At 64.1% G+C, this 18,670-nt stretch carries 15 protein-coding genes; 10 read left to right on the plus strand and 5 right to left on the minus strand.

Features of this window, described 5'->3' with window-relative positions:
- Window positions 1-50: 50 nt before the first annotated feature.
- The 8 genes from glpX to JST30_16315 all read left to right on the plus strand — a co-directional run bounded on the left by glpX (window position 51) and on the right by JST30_16315 (window position 8,328).
- The gene (glpX, locus tag JST30_16280; GenBank protein ID MBS1715886.1) at window positions 51-1,037 is read left to right on the plus strand and encodes a class II fructose-bisphosphatase; all 987 of its coding nucleotides are present in this window, start codon (window positions 51-53) and stop codon (window positions 1,035-1,037) included.
- Between the two features lie 66 nt (window positions 1,038-1,103).
- On the plus strand, window positions 1,104-1,604 hold the full coding sequence (gene rpoZ, locus JST30_16285) for a DNA-directed RNA polymerase subunit omega (GenBank protein ID MBS1715887.1): 501 nt from the start codon (window positions 1,104-1,106) through the stop codon (window positions 1,602-1,604).
- Window positions 1,605-1,609: 5 nt separating this feature from the next.
- On the plus strand, window positions 1,610-2,740 hold the full coding sequence (gene dnaJ / locus JST30_16290; GenBank protein ID MBS1715888.1) for a molecular chaperone DnaJ: 1,131 nt from the start codon (window positions 1,610-1,612) through the stop codon (window positions 2,738-2,740).
- On the plus strand, window positions 2,737-3,567 hold the full coding sequence (locus JST30_16295; protein ID MBS1715889.1) for a 50S ribosomal protein L11 methyltransferase: 831 nt from the start codon (window positions 2,737-2,739) through the stop codon (window positions 3,565-3,567). The genes dnaJ and JST30_16295 overlap by 4 nt, the downstream gene beginning before the upstream one ends.
- Window positions 3,540-4,268 (plus strand): 16S rRNA (uracil(1498)-N(3))-methyltransferase, encoded by a 729-nt coding sequence (locus JST30_16300; protein ID MBS1715890.1) that lies wholly within the window; start codon window positions 3,540-3,542, stop codon window positions 4,266-4,268. Before JST30_16295 ends, JST30_16300 begins: the two co-directional genes overlap by 28 nt.
- A 94-nt stretch (window positions 4,269-4,362) precedes the next feature.
- Window positions 4,363-6,621 (plus strand): glycosyltransferase family 4 protein, encoded by a 2,259-nt coding sequence (locus JST30_16305; protein MBS1715891.1) that lies wholly within the window; start codon window positions 4,363-4,365, stop codon window positions 6,619-6,621.
- On the plus strand, window positions 6,618-7,610 hold the full coding sequence (locus JST30_16310; GenBank protein MBS1715892.1) for a glycosidase: 993 nt from the start codon (window positions 6,618-6,620) through the stop codon (window positions 7,608-7,610). The genes JST30_16305 and JST30_16310 overlap by 4 nt, the downstream gene beginning before the upstream one ends.
- Before the next feature lie 61 nt (window positions 7,611-7,671).
- Window positions 7,672-8,328 (plus strand): hypothetical protein, encoded by a 657-nt coding sequence (locus JST30_16315; GenBank protein ID MBS1715893.1) that lies wholly within the window; start codon window positions 7,672-7,674, stop codon window positions 8,326-8,328.
- Between the two features lie 25 nt (window positions 8,329-8,353).
- On the opposite strand, the gene JST30_16320 is transcribed toward JST30_16315, so the two are convergent.
- Window positions 8,354-12,442: an amidohydrolase family protein gene (locus tag JST30_16320; GenBank protein MBS1715894.1), complete on the minus strand. Its 4,089-nt coding sequence runs from the start codon at window positions 12,440-12,442 to the stop codon at window positions 8,354-8,356.
- A gap of 127 nt (window positions 12,443-12,569) precedes the next feature.
- Here JST30_16320 and JST30_16325 point away from each other — a divergent pair, with 127 nt between their 5' ends.
- Complete coding sequence (locus tag JST30_16325; protein MBS1715895.1) at window positions 12,570-12,971, plus strand: hypothetical protein; 402 nt, start codon at window positions 12,570-12,572, stop codon at window positions 12,969-12,971.
- 39 nt (window positions 12,972-13,010) lie between these two features.
- On the opposite strand, the gene JST30_16330 is transcribed toward JST30_16325, so the two are convergent.
- From JST30_16330 to JST30_16340, 3 genes are read right to left on the minus strand one after another with little or no spacing between them, the layout of a single operon-like run.
- The gene (locus JST30_16330) at window positions 13,011-14,672 is read right to left on the minus strand and encodes a hypothetical protein (protein ID MBS1715896.1); all 1,662 of its coding nucleotides are present in this window, start codon (window positions 14,670-14,672) and stop codon (window positions 13,011-13,013) included.
- Between the two features lie 45 nt (window positions 14,673-14,717).
- Window positions 14,718-15,803 (minus strand): DUF2961 domain-containing protein, encoded by a 1,086-nt coding sequence (locus tag JST30_16335; protein ID MBS1715897.1) that lies wholly within the window; start codon window positions 15,801-15,803, stop codon window positions 14,718-14,720.
- A 43-nt stretch (window positions 15,804-15,846) separates the two neighbouring features.
- Entirely contained in the window at window positions 15,847-16,866 is a 1,020-nt protein-coding gene (locus JST30_16340; GenBank protein ID MBS1715898.1) for a hypothetical protein, read from the minus strand.
- 208 nt (window positions 16,867-17,074) lie between these two features.
- On the opposite strand from JST30_16340, the gene JST30_16345 reads away from it, so the two are divergent.
- Window positions 17,075-18,268, plus strand: a complete 1,194-nt coding sequence (locus tag JST30_16345; GenBank protein MBS1715899.1) for a PQQ-dependent sugar dehydrogenase — start codon at window positions 17,075-17,077, stop codon at window positions 18,266-18,268.
- 20 nt (window positions 18,269-18,288) lie between these two features.
- Here the strand turns inward: JST30_16345 and JST30_16350 are convergent, their stop codons facing one another.
- A complete protein-coding gene (locus tag JST30_16350) occupies window positions 18,289-18,669 on the minus strand; it encodes a VOC family protein (GenBank protein MBS1715900.1) in 381 nt (126 codons plus the stop codon).
- Between the last annotated feature and the right edge of the window lies 1 nt (window position 18,670).

The following is an 18,670-nucleotide window of genomic DNA, read 5'->3' on the forward strand; positions in this document are numbered from 1 at the left end:
CGTTCGGCGGTACGCGCCGCCCGGCCAGGGTCGCGAGTAAGATGGACGGCATGGCAAAGGACAACGGGCAGCGTGGCCCGAGGACCGTCGAGGACAGGTACCGGCACATCGACTATCTCCGGGTGACCGAGGAAGCCGCCCTCGCCGCGAGCAAATGGGTCGGGAAGGGCAAGAAGGACGAGGCTGACGACGCGGCCTGTACCGCCATGCGTGCAACGTTGAACGCCATGGACTTGAGGGCCAAGATCGTGATCGGCGAAGGAGAGCGCGACGAAGCGCCCATGCTTTACATCGGGGAGGAACTCGGAACCGGCAACGGTCCGGAAGTCCAGATCGCGGTCGACCCGCTCGAAGGGACCAACCTGTGCGCCAACGGGACGCCCAACGCGATCAGTGTCCTTGCCGCCGCCGTCGAAGGCGAGGGCTTCTTGATGCACGCTCCCGACACGTATATGGAGAAGCTCGTCGTGAGCAAGGAGTGCCGGGGTGTCGTGGACATCACGCTCCCTCCCAGGGTCAACGTCCGTCTGATGGCCAAGGCGCTCGGCAAAGAGGTCGAGGAGATCACGATCGGCATCCTCGACCGACCGCGCCACGAATCCTTGATCTGGGAACTGAGGGACGCCGGTTGTCGCGTCCACCTGGTTCCGGACGGAGACCTTTCTGTCGCCATTGCCGCCCTCGACACGGACGCGGGTGTCGACGCGCTTATGGGGACCGGTGGAGCCCCTGAAGGCGTCTTGACGGCCGTCGCCGTCCTGTGCACCGACGGCGAGATGCAGGCGAGGCTCAGGTTCCGTAACGACGAAGAACGGAAGCGGGCCGAAACCATGATGGACGGGGACATCGACCGCGTCCTTCATCAGAACGATTTGGCGAAGGGGAACGTCGTTTTTTGCGCGACGGGCATCACGAGCGGCGACCTCTTGAAAGGCGTCCGGTACCGACGCGATTCGGTCTTGACAGAATCGATCCTTATGAGGTCTTCGACCCGCCAGATCCGGAGGATCGAAACCGTGCACCAAGACCCGGTGTGAGCCCCTGCTTCCGGCCCACTCCGGCCGGGAGCGGCCCGGCAACGTGGGTAGAATAGGCGGTTCCCCATGGCCGCCGGCGAAAAGATCCTGCCCAACCCTGACAAACTGAACGACCTCGAGTACGGGCCGTTCGTTTTGGCGAATCTGGCCGCCAAGCGCGCCAAGCAGATCAAGGAAGGGGCGCCGCCCCTGGTCCGCATCGACAGCGGCCACCCTTTGAGCATCGCCCTTGCCGAAATCGCGGCAGGGAAGATCAAGCCGATCATGGCGGCCGAGGGCGCCGAAGCGGTCGAGGCGGGCGATTACAGCGCGCTCGAGTCGCTCGACATCGGTGAAGTCGGGCTGTTGCTGCCGGCCATCGAGGAAGATCTGGAACTGGGAGTCGTCGGGCTCGACGAAGAGGAGTCTCACGACGACTCGGAAGAGGAGCCTGTGGGCGAGTTGTCAGAGCTTCTGGAGGAAGAGGAGATTCCGGCCGCCTCCGACGACGGCGACATCAGCCTTGACGATCTGGCAGAGCAAGAAGAGGGCGGGGACGAAGACGAATCGTCCGCCCCTGAAGCCTGAGCGAGATGTCCCAAGACCCTTACAGCGTGCTCGGGGTTTCCCGCGACGCGTCGGCCGACGAGATCAAGTCGGCCTATAGGAAGCTGGCGCGTCAGTACCACCCCGACGTCAACCCGGACAATCCCGACGCCGAAGAAAAGTTCAAAGAAGTCTCGGCGGCTTACGCCGTGCTGTCCGACCCTGAAAAACGGTCACGGTTCGACCAGACCGGTCTGACCGACGACGCACCGTCCGGCCCAGGCGACTTCTATGGAGCCGGCGGGGCCGGGTTCGGCGACCTCTTCGGCATGATGGAAGAGGCCTTTTTCGGCGGCCAAGGGCGGGGCCGTCGCTCGACGGGCCGCGACGGGGACGACCATCGCGTCGACGTCACGTTGAACTTAGAAGAGGTCTTGAGCGGGACCGACAAACTGGTCAGCTTCCGGAGGTTGGCCTCCTGTGGGACCTGCGGCGGAAACGGTGCCGCTCCAGGGACGTCGCCGGAGACCTGCCGGACGTGCCAAGGCTCGGGCGTCGTCACCCGGATGCAACAGACGATCTTAGGTTCGATCCGGACGACGGTGACGTGCGGAACGTGCAACGGGGCGGGGAAGTCGATCGCGACGCCGTGCACCAACTGTCACGGCCGGGGACTCGAGACCGTGACGGAGAAGCTGACCGTGACGGTGCCGGCCGGTATCGAGGACGGCCAGACCCTCAGGCTCGGTGGGCAGGGTTCGGACGGGACGCAGGGCGGAGCGAAGGGCGACCTCTACGTGGTCGTCCATGTTCCGGAGGATCCGCGCTTCGACCGGCAGGGCCGGACCTTGACGACCCGGTACCCCCTGACCTTCGCTCAAGCCGTCATCGGTGACCACGTCACGGTCCAGGGTTTGACCGGAGACCTGAAGGTGGACGTCGAACCAGGGACGCAACCCGGAGCGCACGTGCGGATCAAGGGCGAAGGTCTGCCGAAACTCCACGGCGGGTCGCGCGGAGACCTGTACGTCCAGTTCGAAGTGAAGGTGCCGAAAAAGGTCAGTGACAAGGAGTCCGACCTCTTGCGGCAGTTCGCGGAGCTTCGTGGAGAGCCGATCCCGTCAGGGCCCGAAAAGGCCGGTTTCATGGGCGGGTTGTTCGGCAAGAAGAAGAAATGAGCGTCTGGACGAAGGTGACGGCCGTGTTGACCGAGGAGCCGGAGGACTGGTCGGTTTACGCCGAGGTCTTCGAACGTCACGGGATGCCGGGGACAGTCCAGACGGACGAACCACCGACGATCAGCGCCTACCTTGCCCCAGGGACGGAGGACGGTTTCGGACCGCTCCGGACGGAGCTCCTGGAACGCGGCGCGGTCCGGGTCGACAAAGAGTCGGTCATGGAAGAGGACTGGGCCGAGTCGTGGAAGCAGTTCTTCAAACCGCGTCGGATCGGTCCGTTCCTTGTCCGGCCGACTTGGGAGGAACCCGATCCGTCTTTGGGAGGACGCGAAATCGTCCTCGATCCAGGTCAAGCGTTCGGGACGGGAGACCACCCCACGACGCGGATGTGCCTGGAACTCATGGGCGGTCTGGAGGGGAAGGACGTGGCCGATATCGGTTGCGGGAGCGGCATCCTTTCGGTCGCGGCCGTCCTCTCGGGCGCTCGGTCGGTCGACAGCGTGGACACGGACCCCGTCTCGGTCACGGCGACCCAGGAGAACGCGGCCCGAAACGGCGTCTCGGTCAGGGCGCACGTCGGAAAGGGCTTTGATCCGCTTAGCGCGTCGTCCCAGTACGACACGGTGTTGAGCAACATCATCAGCGCGGCCCTGATCTCGCTGGCACCGGAGGCAGGACGGCGCGTCCGGCCCGGGGGCGTGTGGATCGTGTCAGGGATCATCGAAGCGAACTGGGAGGACGTTCAAGCGGCGGCCGTCCGGTCAGGATTCTCGCTAGAGTCGGAGAAAAAGGAAGGCGAATGGGTAGCGGCAGTCTTCCGTCGCTAAGGTCGCTTCCTCGGGCGTTCGTCGAAGGGATGCCCGACCCGGCGCCAGAGTCGTTCGAACTCCCGCGCGAGGAATTCGACAAGTTCCACAAGGTCTTAAGGCTCGGAAGCGGCGACCAAGTCGCCCTTTTGCCCGGCGACGGTCGGGTCGTCCGGTGCGTCCTGCAGGGCCGGGAGGCGGAGCCGCTCGAGACGGTCCGTCCTGAAACGGAGCCGAAAACCCGATTGACGTTGGCGCTTGGACTGCCCAAGCCTGAGAAGCTCGAGGAGTCGGTCCGAATGGCGACGGAGATCGGTGCGGCCGGTTTCGTCCTGTTCTCAGCCGAGCGTTCGGTGGTGCGGTGGTCGGAAGACAAGGTCGCCCAGAAGACGGATCGACTGAGACGCATCGCTCGCGAAGCGTCGGAAGTCTGTTTTCGGACAAGACTGCCGTCCTTCGCGTGGGAACCGTCCCTGGGATCAGTACTCGAACGCTATCCGGACGCTCTGGTGCTCAGTGAAGGGGAAGGCGTCCGTCGGAAGCTCGAGGCGGCAGGGTCGCTACCGGAGCGGCCCGTACTCGTGATCGGTCCGGAAGGCGGATGGGCGCCCCAGGACGTCAAGGCCATCGGCGACCGCGCCGTGACGCTGGGGCCGCGGGTGCTACGGGTGGACACGGCCGTGGCCGCCGCTTGCACGTTAGTCCTCTTGGACCGTTCCTAAGCTCTGGGCCGGCTGTCATGCCGGCACAAAACCGGGCGTCTCTATTGGCAAGAGGACCCCATTGACTTCGAACAGGCAGCCCTTTCGTATCGCCATGGTCGGAACCCACGTGCCGCGCCGCTGCGGCATCGCGACGTTCACGGCCGACCTTTCCCGCGCTCTGATGGGCCAAGGCGCCCATGTCGACGTGATCGCCGTCGACGACGACGACGAGCGCGAATACGGGAGACCCGTGACGTTCCGCATCCGGGAAGACTGCATCGGAGACTATCGGGACGCCGCACGGTGGGTCAATGAGGGTGGGTTCGACGCCGTATGCCTGCAGCACGAATTCGGAATTTTCGGGGGAACGGACGGACGATACGTCCTCGAATTCTTGCGCATGCTCGAATGTCCCGTCGTCACGACGCTTCATACGGTCCTTGAGCATCCGACGAGCGGGCAAAGGGAGGTCTTCGAAGAGCTCGGACGGCTTTCGGACAAGCTCGTGACCATGAGCCGGCGAGGGATGCGGATCCTGAGGTCGACTTATGACGTTCCGCTGGGTAAGGGCGTTCGGATCCCGCACGGCACTCCGACGACGGCAGGTAAAGACGACGGCTCGGCCAAGCACCGGCTGGGACTCGACGGCAAGAAGGTCCTCTTGACGTTCGGACTGCTTTCTCCCGACAAGGGGATCGAAGACGCGATCGAGGCGATGCCCGACGTGGTGCGCGAACATCCCGAGGCGGTCTACATCGTTGCCGGGGCCACGCACCCGCACGTCAAGGCCCGGCACGGCGAGTCCTACCGTCAGTCCCTCCTGGCCCGGATCGATGAACTGCAGTTGACCGAAAACGTGCGCCTCGAAGACACGTACCTGTCCCAGGACGACCTCATCGAACGGCTTCAGGCGGCCGACGTCGTGATCCTCCCTTACCGGAAGAAGGAACAGATCACGAGCGGCGTCCTTTCGGTCGCGTTCGCCAGCGGCAACGCCATCGTGTCGACATCGTTCTGGCACGCCGAAGAGTTGCTTGACGACGGCCGAGGCGAACTCGTGGGCTTTAAGGATCCCCAAGCGATCGGGCGGGCCGTCGTCGGCCTTCTCGACGATGCCGCCCGCCGTAAAGCTCTGCAGACGGTGGCGAGGTCGGAAGGGGCCAAGACCCGATGGTCGAACGTCGCGGCCACATACCTGTCCGCGATCCGGGATAGGGACGAGCAGACCCGCGATCTGGTCCGCGTGCGGACCGTGACGGACGGCCTTGGCGTACCTTCGTCGCGGTCGGACGTGCCTGGCCTGAAGCGTTTGCTCGCGATGACGGACGACGTCGGGTTGCTCCAACACGCGAAGTACACGGTGCCTCTCCGTCAGGAAGGCTATTGCGTCGACGACAATGCGCGGGCGCTCTGGCTCCTTGGCCGGCTCGGGGCCGTCAACGGACTTGACGAACGGGCCGAAGCCGCGCGCGGTGCCGCGTTCGCGTTCGTGGTCCATGCGTTCGACGGAGAAACGAAGCGGTTCCGGAACTTTATGTCCTATGGCCGGGAGTGGACATCGGCTCCCTTTTCGGAGGACGCGGACGGCCGGAGCGTGGCAGCACTGGCTTCTGTGATGTCGTCCTATGGCAGCGAGGCCGAGAAAGGCTTGGCTGAGGAGCTTCTCCGGTGTGCTTTGAGCAACCCTTCGATCGTCCCAAAGATGAGGGGCGCGGCCCAGGCCGTGATCGGCCTCAGCACGCTCTTAGAGGACGACGTTCTCCTCGACCTGAAGGGACACGTGTCCCGACGGACGATCGGACTTCATACCGTGTGGCGGTCTCATGCGACGTCGGCCTGGCCCTGGTTCGAAGACGCCGTCACGTACGAGGGCGCGAGACTGTGTCAGGCACTGATCGACGGCGGCCGCGCGATCGGCCGGCGCGACATCGTGGACGACGGCCTGACGGCGCTGCACTGGCTCGTCGGCCTCCAGCAGGACGAGGAAGGTCGCTTCTCCCCGATCGGGTCCGAAGGTTTCTATCCTCGGGGCGGAAGGAAGGCCGTCTATGATCAGCAACCCGTCGAAGCGTGGGCGACCGTGGACGCCGCCGTCGCTGCCCACCGTGCGACGGGGGACGAACTCTGGCGGCGAGTCGGTGGGAACGCTTTGGCCTGGTTCTGGGGCGCGAACGCTCAAGGAGTCCAGATGGTCGATCCGACGACGGGCGGAGCTTACGACGGTCTAAGGCCGGACGGCCCGAACCAGAACCAAGGGGCCGAATCGACGCTCAGTCTGCTCGGGAGCCACCTCGCGTCCTTGTCCCTTTCGCGGTCGGTTTCAGCCCTCGACGCGCGGATGCCCACGCCAGAAAACGTAGGAGTCGCTTGAAGTTCTTCGAGCGTTCTGTCAGCAACCCGATCCTGACGGCGGCCGATTGGCCCTATCCGGTCAACAGCGTCTTCAATCCCGGAGCGGTCCGCATCGCGGGCGGCTCGACACTGTTGTTGTGCAGGTGCGAGGACTTTCGGGGGATCTCGCACTTCACGACGGCCGTTTCGAAGAACGGGTTCGACGATTGGACCATCGCTGGACGACCGGTCATGACCCCGGAACCCGACCGCTATCCGGACGAGCTATGGGGGATCGAGGATCCCCGGATCACGTACGTCGACGAGTTCGGACAATACGTGATCGCCTACACGGCGTTCGGGGAAGGCGGCCCGGGGGTCGCGCTGGCGATGACCAAGGACTTCAAGTCGTTCAAACGTCGAGGCTTGGTCATGCAGCCGGACGACAAGGACGCCGCCCTGTTTCCGCGCCGTTTTAAGGAAGGGTTCGCCTTGATCCATCGTCCGGTATCGGCCGAACGGGCGGACATTTGGCTGTCGTACTCGCCCGACCTGAAGAACTGGGGCCGTCCGCAACACGTCCTGAAAGCCCGCCGGGGCGCATGGTGGGACGCTTACAAGATCGGGCTCTCGCCGCCACCGATCGAGACGCAAGAAGGGTGGCTGATCCTCTACCACGGTGTACGGCGCCACGCATCGGGAAGCCTCTACCGGGTCGGAGCGGCGCTGCTCGACCTGGAAGACCCGAGCAAGGTCATCCGGCGCGGGCAGGAATGGATCTTCGCGCCTGAGGCGCCTTACGAACGGGTCGGAGACGTACCGAACGTCGTCTTTCCGGGCGGCTGGACGATCGCGGAAGATCAAGACACGCTCCGCCTTTACTACGGTTGCGCGGATACCGGGATCGCCGTCGCGACCGGCAGCCTGTCCCGGATCATCGAATGGCTGTACGGCGAGAACCAGGTCGACCCCTACGCCGAAGAAGAGGCGCGGATCCCTGCGCACCCGAAAGACCCGATCGAATCCTGAGGGACTCCTGCAACGCTCCTGACGAGGGAGGCGTAACCTGGACACTCCCGAGGAGAAAAACATGCTTGCCACATTGACCCTGTCCACAGTCCTCTTCGCCGGCCAATCGGCCGACAAAGTCAACTTCGCCCACCGCTATGCCAAAGGTGAAACGCTCGAGTACACCTTTCAGGTGAAGGGCGACGCCGACAACGGCCCGATGGAGATCAATTCCGCGTTCACCGTCAAGGTCGGCGAGAAGGCCGAGAAGGGTACGGACGTCACGGTCGTTCCGAAGATGCTGAAGATGAGCATGGACGGGAACGAGATGGACCAGGGATCGTCGTTGGGCGAGACCAAGTACACGCTCGACGCCTTCGGATTGCCGGACAACGTCTCGATGGAGGGCGCCTCGGGAATCCTGATGATCCCCTTCGTCATCAGTTACCTCCCGAACAAAGAGTTAGCGAGCGGCGAGACGTTCGACGTCAAGTGGGACAAAGAGGGGGCCTTCGTCAAAGGAAGCGGCAAGTACGACGGGGAAGGGAAGGTCGGCGAGAAGACCTACCCGAAGCTTTCGATGAAGACCACGTTCAAACCGACCGGCGGCAACGATCCTCACGAAGCTCAGATGACGTACGACGTCTATTTCGACAAAGAGTCCGGCCACGTCTCTATGGTCAAGGGCAAAGTCGACGTTGAAGCCCAGCACTTCGACTTCACCCTGACCCGGAAGTGATCCCGACCCGTGGCTCCGGTCCGGCCTACTTGGCCGACCGGGGCCGCTTTCGGTACTTGTCGTAGAGTCGCGTCTGACGGTTTTCAAGGTCGACTTCACGGCTCTGGATCCAGGCGCGCAGCACCTTCGTCTTCGTTTCGATGATCTCCCCGTCGGTCAAGATGACGGTGCCGTCCATGCCGGCCTTGATCGACCCGAGTCGGTCTTGGATACCAAGGACTTCGGCTGTGCGCAGCGTGATCAGCCGCGCTGCTTCTTCCCGGTCGACGCCGTACGCCGCGGCCCAACCCGCTTGGTCGCGGATCTGGCGGACGTCCTTGTCGTTGTTCGTCGTCAGGCAGAACTTGACGCCGGCCTTCGCAAGTTTCGCCGGCAAGGTGTAGAACGCGTCGACGGGTTGCTCCGCCGTCGGGAGCTGATAGACGGCAGCGAGGCAGATCGGCACTTGCCTTTCAGCCAGCCAATCCGCGATCGAACCCGCTCCCGAACAACCGTAGAGGACGACCTGAACCGATTCCTTCTCGGCCCAGGCGACCGCAGCCTTAATCTCGGCCGCCGAGTTGACGCTCAGGATGACGGGCATCTTCCCGAGAGCGACTTCGGCCATCGCTTCTTGCTGCTGGTCGCGTGCGACGGGCTGCTCCGGCGTGGCGTGGTCACGGTCGTACAAGTACGCACGGGCCTGCTTGATCCGGTTCGAGAGGTCGCTGAGCGTCGATGCCGGCGCCGTGCCGCCGCCGCCGCGACGGTTCTGGCCCGCGGTCATGTCGTCGTCCTCGTCGTGTCCGTGCCCGAAGTGTTCGTCGCCGTCGTCTCCGAAGTCAAAGCCGCCGCCACCGGACGAGAACGTCAACGCTGCTCCGCCTTTGACCGTGAGGTCTTCCCACGTAAAGCCTTCCGTGTTGATCAAAGCGGCCTGGCCCGATATTCCGGAGCCGGACGGTTTGACGAGAACGGTCAGGACGCCTTGTTGCCGGGCGACGCCGAGCGTCTCCCATTCGGGATTGATCGTGCGTTCGACGCGGTAGTCCGGGTGGAAATTGCCGCGCTCGGAGGAGTCGTCACTGGCGGGCACTTGGCCGATCTCGTTCAGACCGATGCCGGTCGCCGGATCGATGAGCCCGGGATAGACGTGTTTGCCGCGCCCGTTCACCGTTTCGGCACCGTCAGCCCTGAGGCTCCTTCCTACGCCCTGGACCTTGCCGTCCGAGCCTAGGAGGACGTCGCCGACGAACGGCGCTCCGTCCATCGGGTGAACGGTCGCTCCCGAGATCAAGACCGGTCTCCGCGGGTACCGCATCGTCGCGGGCTCAGACTTGACAGGGCCGATGCCGAACCTCGCGGTGGACTTGCCGCCCGATCCGCCGTCCGAGGCGAGGGCCGGAGATCCCGAACCGCTGTCGAACGGGTTGGACCCGCCGCTCGCGGACTTCGGCGCTTCGACCAGCAGGGCTTTGGCGGCGGTCAGTTCTTTATCCCTTTCGGCCCGTTGACGGGCGTCGTCGGCCCGGTCGAACCGTTTGACTCCATCGACGTACGTTTCGAGGCAGACGGCGAACACGCTTGTCGGTTCGGTCGTCCAGAGCGCGAGGTCCGCGTCCTTTCCTGGTTCGATCGAACCTGTATGCGACGCGATCCCCATCTGTCGGGCGGGTTCGATGGTGACGAAGCTGAGGGCCTTCTCGGCGGAGACGCCGCCATACCTCATCGACTTGGCCGCTTCTTGGTTCAGTCGACGGGCGTGGTTGTCGCTGTCGCTGTTGACACTGACGGAGACGCCCCTGTCGGCCATGAGGGCCGCGTTGTAGGGGATCGCATCATAGGCTTCGAGCTTGTATCCCCACCAGTCAGCAAAGGTCGAACCTCCGATACCTTCGGCCGCCATTTCATCGGCGATCTTGTAGCCTTCCAGGACGTGCTGCAAGGTTGCGATCTTGCCGCCGAACTCCTTGACGACTCGGACGAGCATCAGGAGTTCGTCCGAGCGGTATCCGTGGCTGTGGACGAGTCGTCGACCGGAAACGACTTCGCCGAGCCCTTCGAGCTGCAGGTCGCGGCGCGGCTCGAACTTGGTCTTCCCGTCGCGATAGGCGGCCCATTCGTCGTTGTACTCCTTGCCTTGCTGCAGCCCCTTGCGGATCGCTTCTTCGACGCCCATGCGCGTCCTGGGCCGGAACGTCAGGAGGGTCGTTCCGACCGGCGGCTGCTGACCGCCCGTCGCGTCTTCGCGGATCGGGTTCTGTCCTAAAGCGAACTTGACTCCGCTCGGGGCGTCGGCGATCGGGAACTCGGTCGGCCGCAGACCCCAACGCCACTTGACGGGACTCGACTGGCCGCCGATCGCGTTGGCCGATCCATGGAGTTGCTGGGCACCGACCGTCCCGCCCGAAAGCTGTTGGTAGATGTTGGGCGCCTGATGGTTGATCACGTCGGCGATCCGACACTCGATCGTGATCATGTTCGTGCCCTCGTTGACCCCGCCGTTGATGCCGGTATGGCTGTGGCAGTCCCAAATGCCGGGTGAGAGGTGACGACCTGTCGCGTCGACGACCTCACAGCCTGCCGGCGCTTTAAGGCCACGTCCGACCGAGACGATCTTGCCGTCCTTGATCAGAACGTCCCCACCCTTGATCACGCCTTCAGGGCCCTGCGTCCATACGGTCGCGTTCTTGTAGAGACGGAACGCGGGCGTGCTCTCGGCCGGTTTAGGGAAGAGGCCATGGTTCGGCGGCATGACCGGCAACGGCCCGTCCGGAGCTAGATCCTCGGGCTTCTTCTTGTCCGGCATTTTGAAGTCGACCTTATGTCCGCCGACGAAAACGGCCATGACCTGCGACTTTGAGTCGAAGAGGTCGCCCTGGGTGAGCACGACGCTGCCGTCCTTTCCGGCTTCGATCGTGCCGGCTTTATCTGAGACTCCCAGGAGGGCCGCGGGCCGGGTCGTCATCGACGCCAAGGCGGCATCGCGGCTGAGTCCGCCCCGCACGTAGGTCCGGATCCCATCGAGCGGATCGGCCGTGCTCGACGGCGAATAACAGAACTCGATGCCGGCCTTCTCCATTTCTGCGCCGGCTTGGACTTCGTTGAAGTAGGTCCGGACGCCAGAGAGCGACGCCGTCGCGAGGTCCGTGCCGATACTGGGCTTCGTCGGCACGTTGCCCTTGAGCATCACGGCCGTCGAGGCGTCGCGGAGAAGGTCCTTAACGGATCCTGCGTCTTCACGGAATCCGCAAAGCGTCTTCAGTCCGAACTCCTTTGCGACCTTCCGGGACTGGAAATAGGTGATTTCGGTCAAGTCGTCGAAGACGGCGTACGAACTACCGGCGACGATCGGCCCCAAGGCGTCCAGAGCCGGATCGGTCTTCGAGGCGTCCAGGTCTTTCATGATCCGGCCGTAGCGACCGGCGTCATAGAGGGTCTGCCGGATAAAGGCGACGGCGCCCATAGCCGAACTCGGATAGGAGCCGAAGCCTCGAGAGGACGTGGAGAACGGGACGAATCCCGGCCGGGCCTTGACCGAGTCGGGACCGATCTCGCCAGACCCTAATCCGTACACGGCCGACGTCGGGCCGACGAGTCCGCCGGTCGCGCACACTTGGGCCAGGACGTAGCCGCTCTTCCGCAAGGTGACGAACGCGGAGACGTCCTTTTGCTTGAGGTCGCCTGTCGCCGTCTTGGTCAAGAGGTTCGTTTCCCGTCCGAACGGGTCGGCGTCCCGCTTGGCTTGGGCCGCGGCCTGCTCGGCCGCCGTCTGGGTCGGACGACCTCCTCCGCCTCCGCCGCCAGGGCCGCCCCCCGTCGCCGGCGCGGCCGGAGACGTTCCCGTGATGCTGACGCGCATGAACGGTTGGATCAGCCCGGCATAGGCGGTCAGGCCCGTACAATCGATGGCAGCCGTACCCTCGGGTACGTTCAGGCCGGGGCCGACGTCCACGATGGAGCCGTCCTTGATGTAGACGTCCGTGTTCTCTCGGACCACGCCCGGTCGGACGACGACCCTTGCGCCCTTCAGCACCCAAGTCGCGTTTTGAGGGTGGGACGCGACCTTCGGGGCGTCTTGCGACGGACCGACAGGTGCAAACGCCAGCGCGGCGATGAGGGCGAATCCGGACATCCGGCCAATTTACCTTCGAAGGTGTGCGATCCCGTCTTGACGGAATCGTTCTGCGTACAAAACCGCCCGGCGCAAGGGACGGCGTTTCAGAGTCCGGCCTACGAGGGGCGACGGTAAGATCGCGAACATGGACTTCGAGGCCTGGCGGAAGGCCGTCGACAATGAGCTCGTGGCGAACAAGTCGGCCTTGACGATCGACGATATCGACGAGGATCGATCGCTGAGCGCGTTCCAGTCCGGCGTCGCACCGGCGGAGTTCGCCCGGTCGGCTTTGCCTGCGGTCAGGCCCGGCGTCGGTCGGCGGTCGGACCGGAAGACGGCGATCGCGATGGCGGTGACCTTCGACGTGTTCGGGATCGTGTCGTGGCTCGGAGCCATCATCAGCACGATCGTGGTGGCGGGCCGGGCCGGAAACACGGTCGGGGCGCTGGTCGCGGTCTCACAGTGGTTCTACGGCGGAGCGGTCATGTTCTTCCTGGGGATCGTCGTGAGGCTTCTCGTTTCGATCGAAGAGAACACGTCGCATTGAAGCGCGGAGGCCTGACGGCCCCCGCGCCTCGAACGGCCCCTAATCGTGCGGCGTCGCGTTCGGGACGTCGCGTTCCTGGCTCGCTCCTGGTCCCACGATGCGTGCTTCGTCGGGGCTCAGGTTCATCGACTGCGGTTTCTTGTAGAGCTCGGGGTGTAAGTATCGTCCGCGCTCTTCCGCCGACTTGGCACGCTCGGCTTTGTAACCATACTTCTGAACGTACAGGTCGTTGCGGACGGCGGTCACCATCCAACTCACCTTGGCGTTCGGCGCGCCGCCGACCTGGAAGCGGTTGCCCTTGACCTCGACCGCCACAAACGGTTGGAACGCAGAGCCGATCGGGGTCAAGTGAACCGTCGCGTCCCGGTTGATCGAGGCGAAGTAGTCGGGAAGTTCGACCCAGGCTTTGCCACTTGAACCGAGCGTGACCGTGCCGCGATAGATGAGATATGGCTCCGGCCCTTCGCTGGAGTAGTGGAGCAGGAAGCTGTTCGAAGGATCGAGCGGATGGTCGATGATGAACGACTTCGTGCCCGTCGCTTCCGTGTTGCCGACGGCGTGGAGCGCGACCTTGGCGCCGCCGCCCGTGTGCTCGGCGAAGACGCCGTAGGCCGTCGAAAAGCTCGTCGTCGCACGGATCCCGGAACCACCGGCGCCCGTACCGTTGCCGTAAATGCAGGGCTTCCCGGCGATGATGGTCTTGAAGGGAGCCGCGCAACCGTCGTAGTAGAAGGACGTGTTTGACCCTCCAACATAACCTGCGATCGCCGTTCCCGCGTTTCCGTCGACGCTGACGTTGATGCCTCGGCCCCCCGATGTGCTCGTGCTCGAGACGCTGATCACGGAGCTACTGGACGTGTTACGGGCTTGGATCGCGTTCGCGCCGGTGGCCGTCGCCCTCAAAGCGGAAGCAAGGCCCGTCGTGCTCTCGAACCACCCACCGTAGGTCTGTTGAGAGTTCGCGTTCGTCACGCCCTTGACGCCATAGCCGTTCCACGTGGCGGTCTCTCCGAACACCCCGATCGACGTCCCGCTGTTCGTCGCGGTCGGCCGGCCCCAAACGGCGATCCCGTCGTGTGAGCTGTTATAGAACAGGGCCGAAACGGTCGCTCCGGTCGCACTGGTGTTCTCTCCGACGATGGCCCGTCCTCCGGGGCTCGCGCTCGTGAAGTATCCGCCTGCGCCGAGCCCCGACGTGGCCTTGGACTGTCCATAGACGGCCACACCGCTCTGCGTGATCGAACGGACGCCTTGAAGCGAGCCGGGCTCATCGATCTGCAGTCGGGCGAGCGTCGGGCTAGCGCCGAGGCCGACCCTGCCTGCAAGGACATATCCCGACAAGTTCATGTGCCCGGTTTGCTGCGTGCCCGGCGACCCGGCTTGGAGCTCGACATAGTTGACGAACGGGGCCGAACCGGCGGCCGTGGCCTTCAGGGCATAAAGGCCGGCCCGTTCCAGTGACGGGACCTCGGCAAAAAACCGTCCCTTTTCGAACCGGGCCTCGCCGCGCCGCGAAGCGAGGACCGCACCGGTCCTAGGGTCTGAGAACTCGAAGTCCATCGTGACCGTCCCGTCCGCTGACTTCGGAGCCTCGCCGAAGAGGGCGAGTGTCGTGGCGCCGGCCGCAGTGGGCCGCAGGGCGAATCCGGCCATGACCCCGCCAAGGGCCGAGGCGAAGGCGACGAGAGCGATCGGTTTCATCGTTGGAATTCGAGACGATGAAGACCCGGCTAGGGGAGCGGAGCTTCAGCACACTTCGAGAGCGTCTTTGTCCGGCAGGGCAGGGAAGGGCGCGGTCGGGAGGGTCTGGTACCAGAACGCGACGCTGGCGATGTCGTCCTGGAGGGGCAGGTACCGGCCGCCGCTGCGCCATCCGAGCGCCTGTATCGTCACCTTAAGATCGGACTTGAAACGTACGGGGTCCATGACGTGCCAACGGTAGAGGCCGAACCGGGTGTTGGCGCGATAAAGCCCGTCGGGACGCAAGACCTGAGGCATGCCGGAATAAGGTGTCGTGAACTCCCGATAACCGCCGCTCTCCTTGCCGACGTCGAAGTTGTACGACCCGCAGAAGTAGTCTTCGGTGCCTGTCCCGCAAAGCGTCGGGAACGGCCCGTCACCGTCGAGGTAGAACTTGATCTCTCCCTCGCCCCACCAACCGTCGGAACGGACGCCCCAGGCCATATAGGTGCCGACGAATTGGCCCTGACCTTGGACCCCGTCGAGGATCGTGTAGACCTCCTTGTACGGCAACGGGTTCGTCCGACGGAACTGCGCATGGAAATAGGCGCAGTCGTCCGGGACTTCGGTCAACGTATAGTTGACCTGGTAGTAGAGCACCATCTCCTCGTCCGCTAAATTGGTCACCGTCATGCGGCAGCGCTTCCGGAACGGCATTTCCCAATAGCAGTTGAAGGCGCTGCCAGGATTGACGCAGACAGCAAGCGAGGAGACCTGGGCGTAATGCCCCCACCCGCACGCGAAGAAGTCGCCGACCGGGCATTCGACCGACGGTTGCTCCTGACCGTCCCAATAGATCCGGAGCACCGCGAACCTCCAGTGACCGGTCGGTGTCATCCAGATCTGTTGGACCGCGCCTGGCCCTTCGATGTCGGCGACGACGTGCTCGTCACCGGCCGCGATCCGGACGAAAGGCGAAACCTTCCAGCCCTGTCCCAAGTCTCGCGCAGCGTGCGACGCCGGCCCTTCGACGGACCTTCCCCCTTGTCCTTTGGCTCCCGTCGGGTTTTCAGGACTGATCGACCGGGACTGGGCTTCCGACAGCCGGGACAGGTTGCCCAGATGAAGACCGAGACCGTTAAAGGGAAGCATCGGCTGAGTTTGGCACGGCCCTGGTCCGACCGTCCTGAGCCTGTCAGGCGGCTTGGCAACTGCTGAAGAGGTTGTGCTTCGTGTCGAGGATCATCTCTTCAAACCTGTCGTCGTGACCGCCAGCGGTCGTTTTCGCGAGAACCTCATAGAACGGTCGTGGGCTGGAGCCGTTCGCGATCCGTGTTGCGAGGCGGCAGAAGGCGTCGCGTTGCGCAGGCCGATCGAGGCGGTGCATCGCCCAAGCCATGTCCAGGCACCTCCAAACGCTGTCGTGCCGGAGTCGTGGGACCGTCCACTCGTCTTCGTGCGACCAGATCGCCTCCAGGCGGGCCGACGACCGTTCTTCGCCCTTAAGGTTCTTTGCGGCGACGATGCTCAGGGCTTTGCAGAGCCGAGGGTGGATCCTTGCGTGCAAGAACAGGCGCCAAGCGTCCGAGAACCGGTCGGAAGCCAGTGTCACGGCGCATTCGTCGTCCTTTGCCGGAGACACGTCGACGTCTTGAAGCAGGTGGTACGGGCCGATCGGAACGTCCGATAGACGCTCGGCCCATTCATCGGAGAGCCGGTTTCCCGGGTTATGGGGCAAGTGTCGGTGCACGAAAGCCAGTTTGCTCAAGCAATACTCGTAGGGAGCCTCCACGAGATAGCGCGCCGACTGCGGCTTATGGAGCATTTGGAACCGCACGTCTCCCGCCCGTTCGCGAGGAAGGACGTGGTCGCGCAGGATGACGCACGATGCCGCGTAGTGGACGTCAGCCATCACCCAATAGAGCTTCCCCTTTTCGACGAAACACACGCCGACTTCGCTGAATCCTTGCTCGTCGGTCGTCCCGATCAGTCCGTACCGGAGCGGAGTCGGATCCGGGAATCCAGAGTCGAAGCTGTCCGGACGCGAAGGCGTGAATCCGGCTTCGCGAAGGAAGTACAAGATGCGCTTCGCCTTTCGTACGTCGCTCTTGTCGTCCAGTCCGTTCGCCAGTTCATTGACCGTGTCGCAGAGCTGCTGGTTCGGTCCTTGTCGCGCTACTGCTTCTAAAGCGCCCCAATCCCGTTCTCTGACCATGTCCCTCCACTGCCAACGCATCGTAACCGTCCGCTCCCTTTTGCTTTCGGAATCTTCACTGATTTCTCCAGCGTCGGCCCAGGACGACGAAAGGGGCCCGCCTATGTCTTGGAAACCGCTGACGGGCGACGTCCATGCCCGAGAATCCTTTGGGCCCTGGTGCGGTGCCAAGACGCGCACTTGGCGTTCTTGGAACCAGGACCTACGCATGACGACGACATTGGCCGCGCTCACCATCGCCGCTCTGACTCCGGGCCTACAGCAAGGGCGCTCCGTGCGCGAGCTGCCTTCGGTCGTGCAGACCCAAGCCGGCCCGTTAAGCGTGGCCGTCTTAGCCCGCCTGAACGAACCGTGGGGCATGGACTTCCTTCCGGACGGACGACTCCTGATCACCGAAAAACCCGGACGGTTACGGATCTACGCTGACGGGCGACTCAGCGGACCCGTCCCCGGAGTGCCGACGGTCGCCTACGGCGGGCAAGGCGGACTTTTGGACGTTGCGGTCGATCCTGACTTTGTCCAGAACGCGATGGTCTACCTGTCGTATGCCGAGGCGGCAAGCGAGCAACCTGCGGGGGAGAAAGACGAATGGGACCCTCGGCTCGGGGAGCAGCCCAAACCTGTCGACAACGTCGTCAAAGGCGGAGCCGTCGCACGGGCCCTGTTGACCGACGGACGGCTCACCAGCGTCAAAGTGATCTGGCGACAGTTTCCCAAGACCGTCGGGCGAGGGCACTATGGAGGGCGCATCGTCTTTAAGGGTGACGGGACGATCTTCGTCACGTCCGGTGAGCGCCAAAGGTTCACACCCGCCCAAGACATGGCTTCGAACCTTGGCAAAGTGGTCCGGATCCATCGGGACGGTTCGATTCCAAAGGACAACCCTTTTGTCGGCCGTAAGGGCGCGCGGGCCGACGTGTGGTCGTCCGGCCACCGGAACCCTCTTGGTGCGGCGCTTCGGCCGGGGACGGGCAAACTCTGGATCCACGAAATGGGTCCGCGCCACGGCGACGAAATGAACGTTCCGGCGGCAGGGAAGAACTACGGCTGGCCGATCGTCAGCAACGGCGACCACTACAACGGTGGACACATCCCTGACCACGCAACGGCCCCTCAGTACGCCGCGCCGGCGTTCTATTGGTATCCGGCGATTTCGCCGTCTGGCCTGATGTTCTACACGGGCGACCTGTTCCCCGACTGGAAAGGGAACGCTTTCCTCGGCAGCCTGTCGACAGAAGTCCTCGTACGCGAAAAACTCGAAGGCGATGCCTTCGTGCAGGAGGAACGGATCGATCTCCGTCGCCGGATCCGAGACGTGATCCAGGCTCCGGACGGGTCGATCTATGTCCTCACGGACTATAAGGAAGGGGGACTGCTCCGGCTCTCTCCGGCCGTCCGATGACCCCGAACGGCCGGTCGTCGTTATTCGAAGTCCGACATCCGGCTGCCTGGCTGGACGACCTGGATCGGGTTCCCGTCGGGGTCGACGAACGTGGCGACCACGCCGCCCGGCGTCTCGTGATATCCGCCGACGACGCCTCCCTCTGACTCTTCGACTTGGGACCGGAGAGACCGGAGGTCGTCGGTCTCGAAGCCAAGGTACCAGCCTTTCCCCTCGATGCCCAACGGGTCCGGCGACGACGCTAAGCGCGGGTGCAGGCCGATCTTGACAGGACCGACCTGGAAGTCCGACCAATAGGGGCTCAGGTGTCCCGGCGTCAGTCCGAGGACGTCGCGGTAGAAGACGACCGAACGATCCATGTCGCTGACCTGGCACCAGGTCGTGTGGGGGCCCTTGACCATG

This window comes from Armatimonadota bacterium (genome assembly GCA_018268395.1).
Lineage (GTDB): Bacteria > Armatimonadota > Fimbriimonadia > Fimbriimonadales > Fimbriimonadaceae > JAEURO01.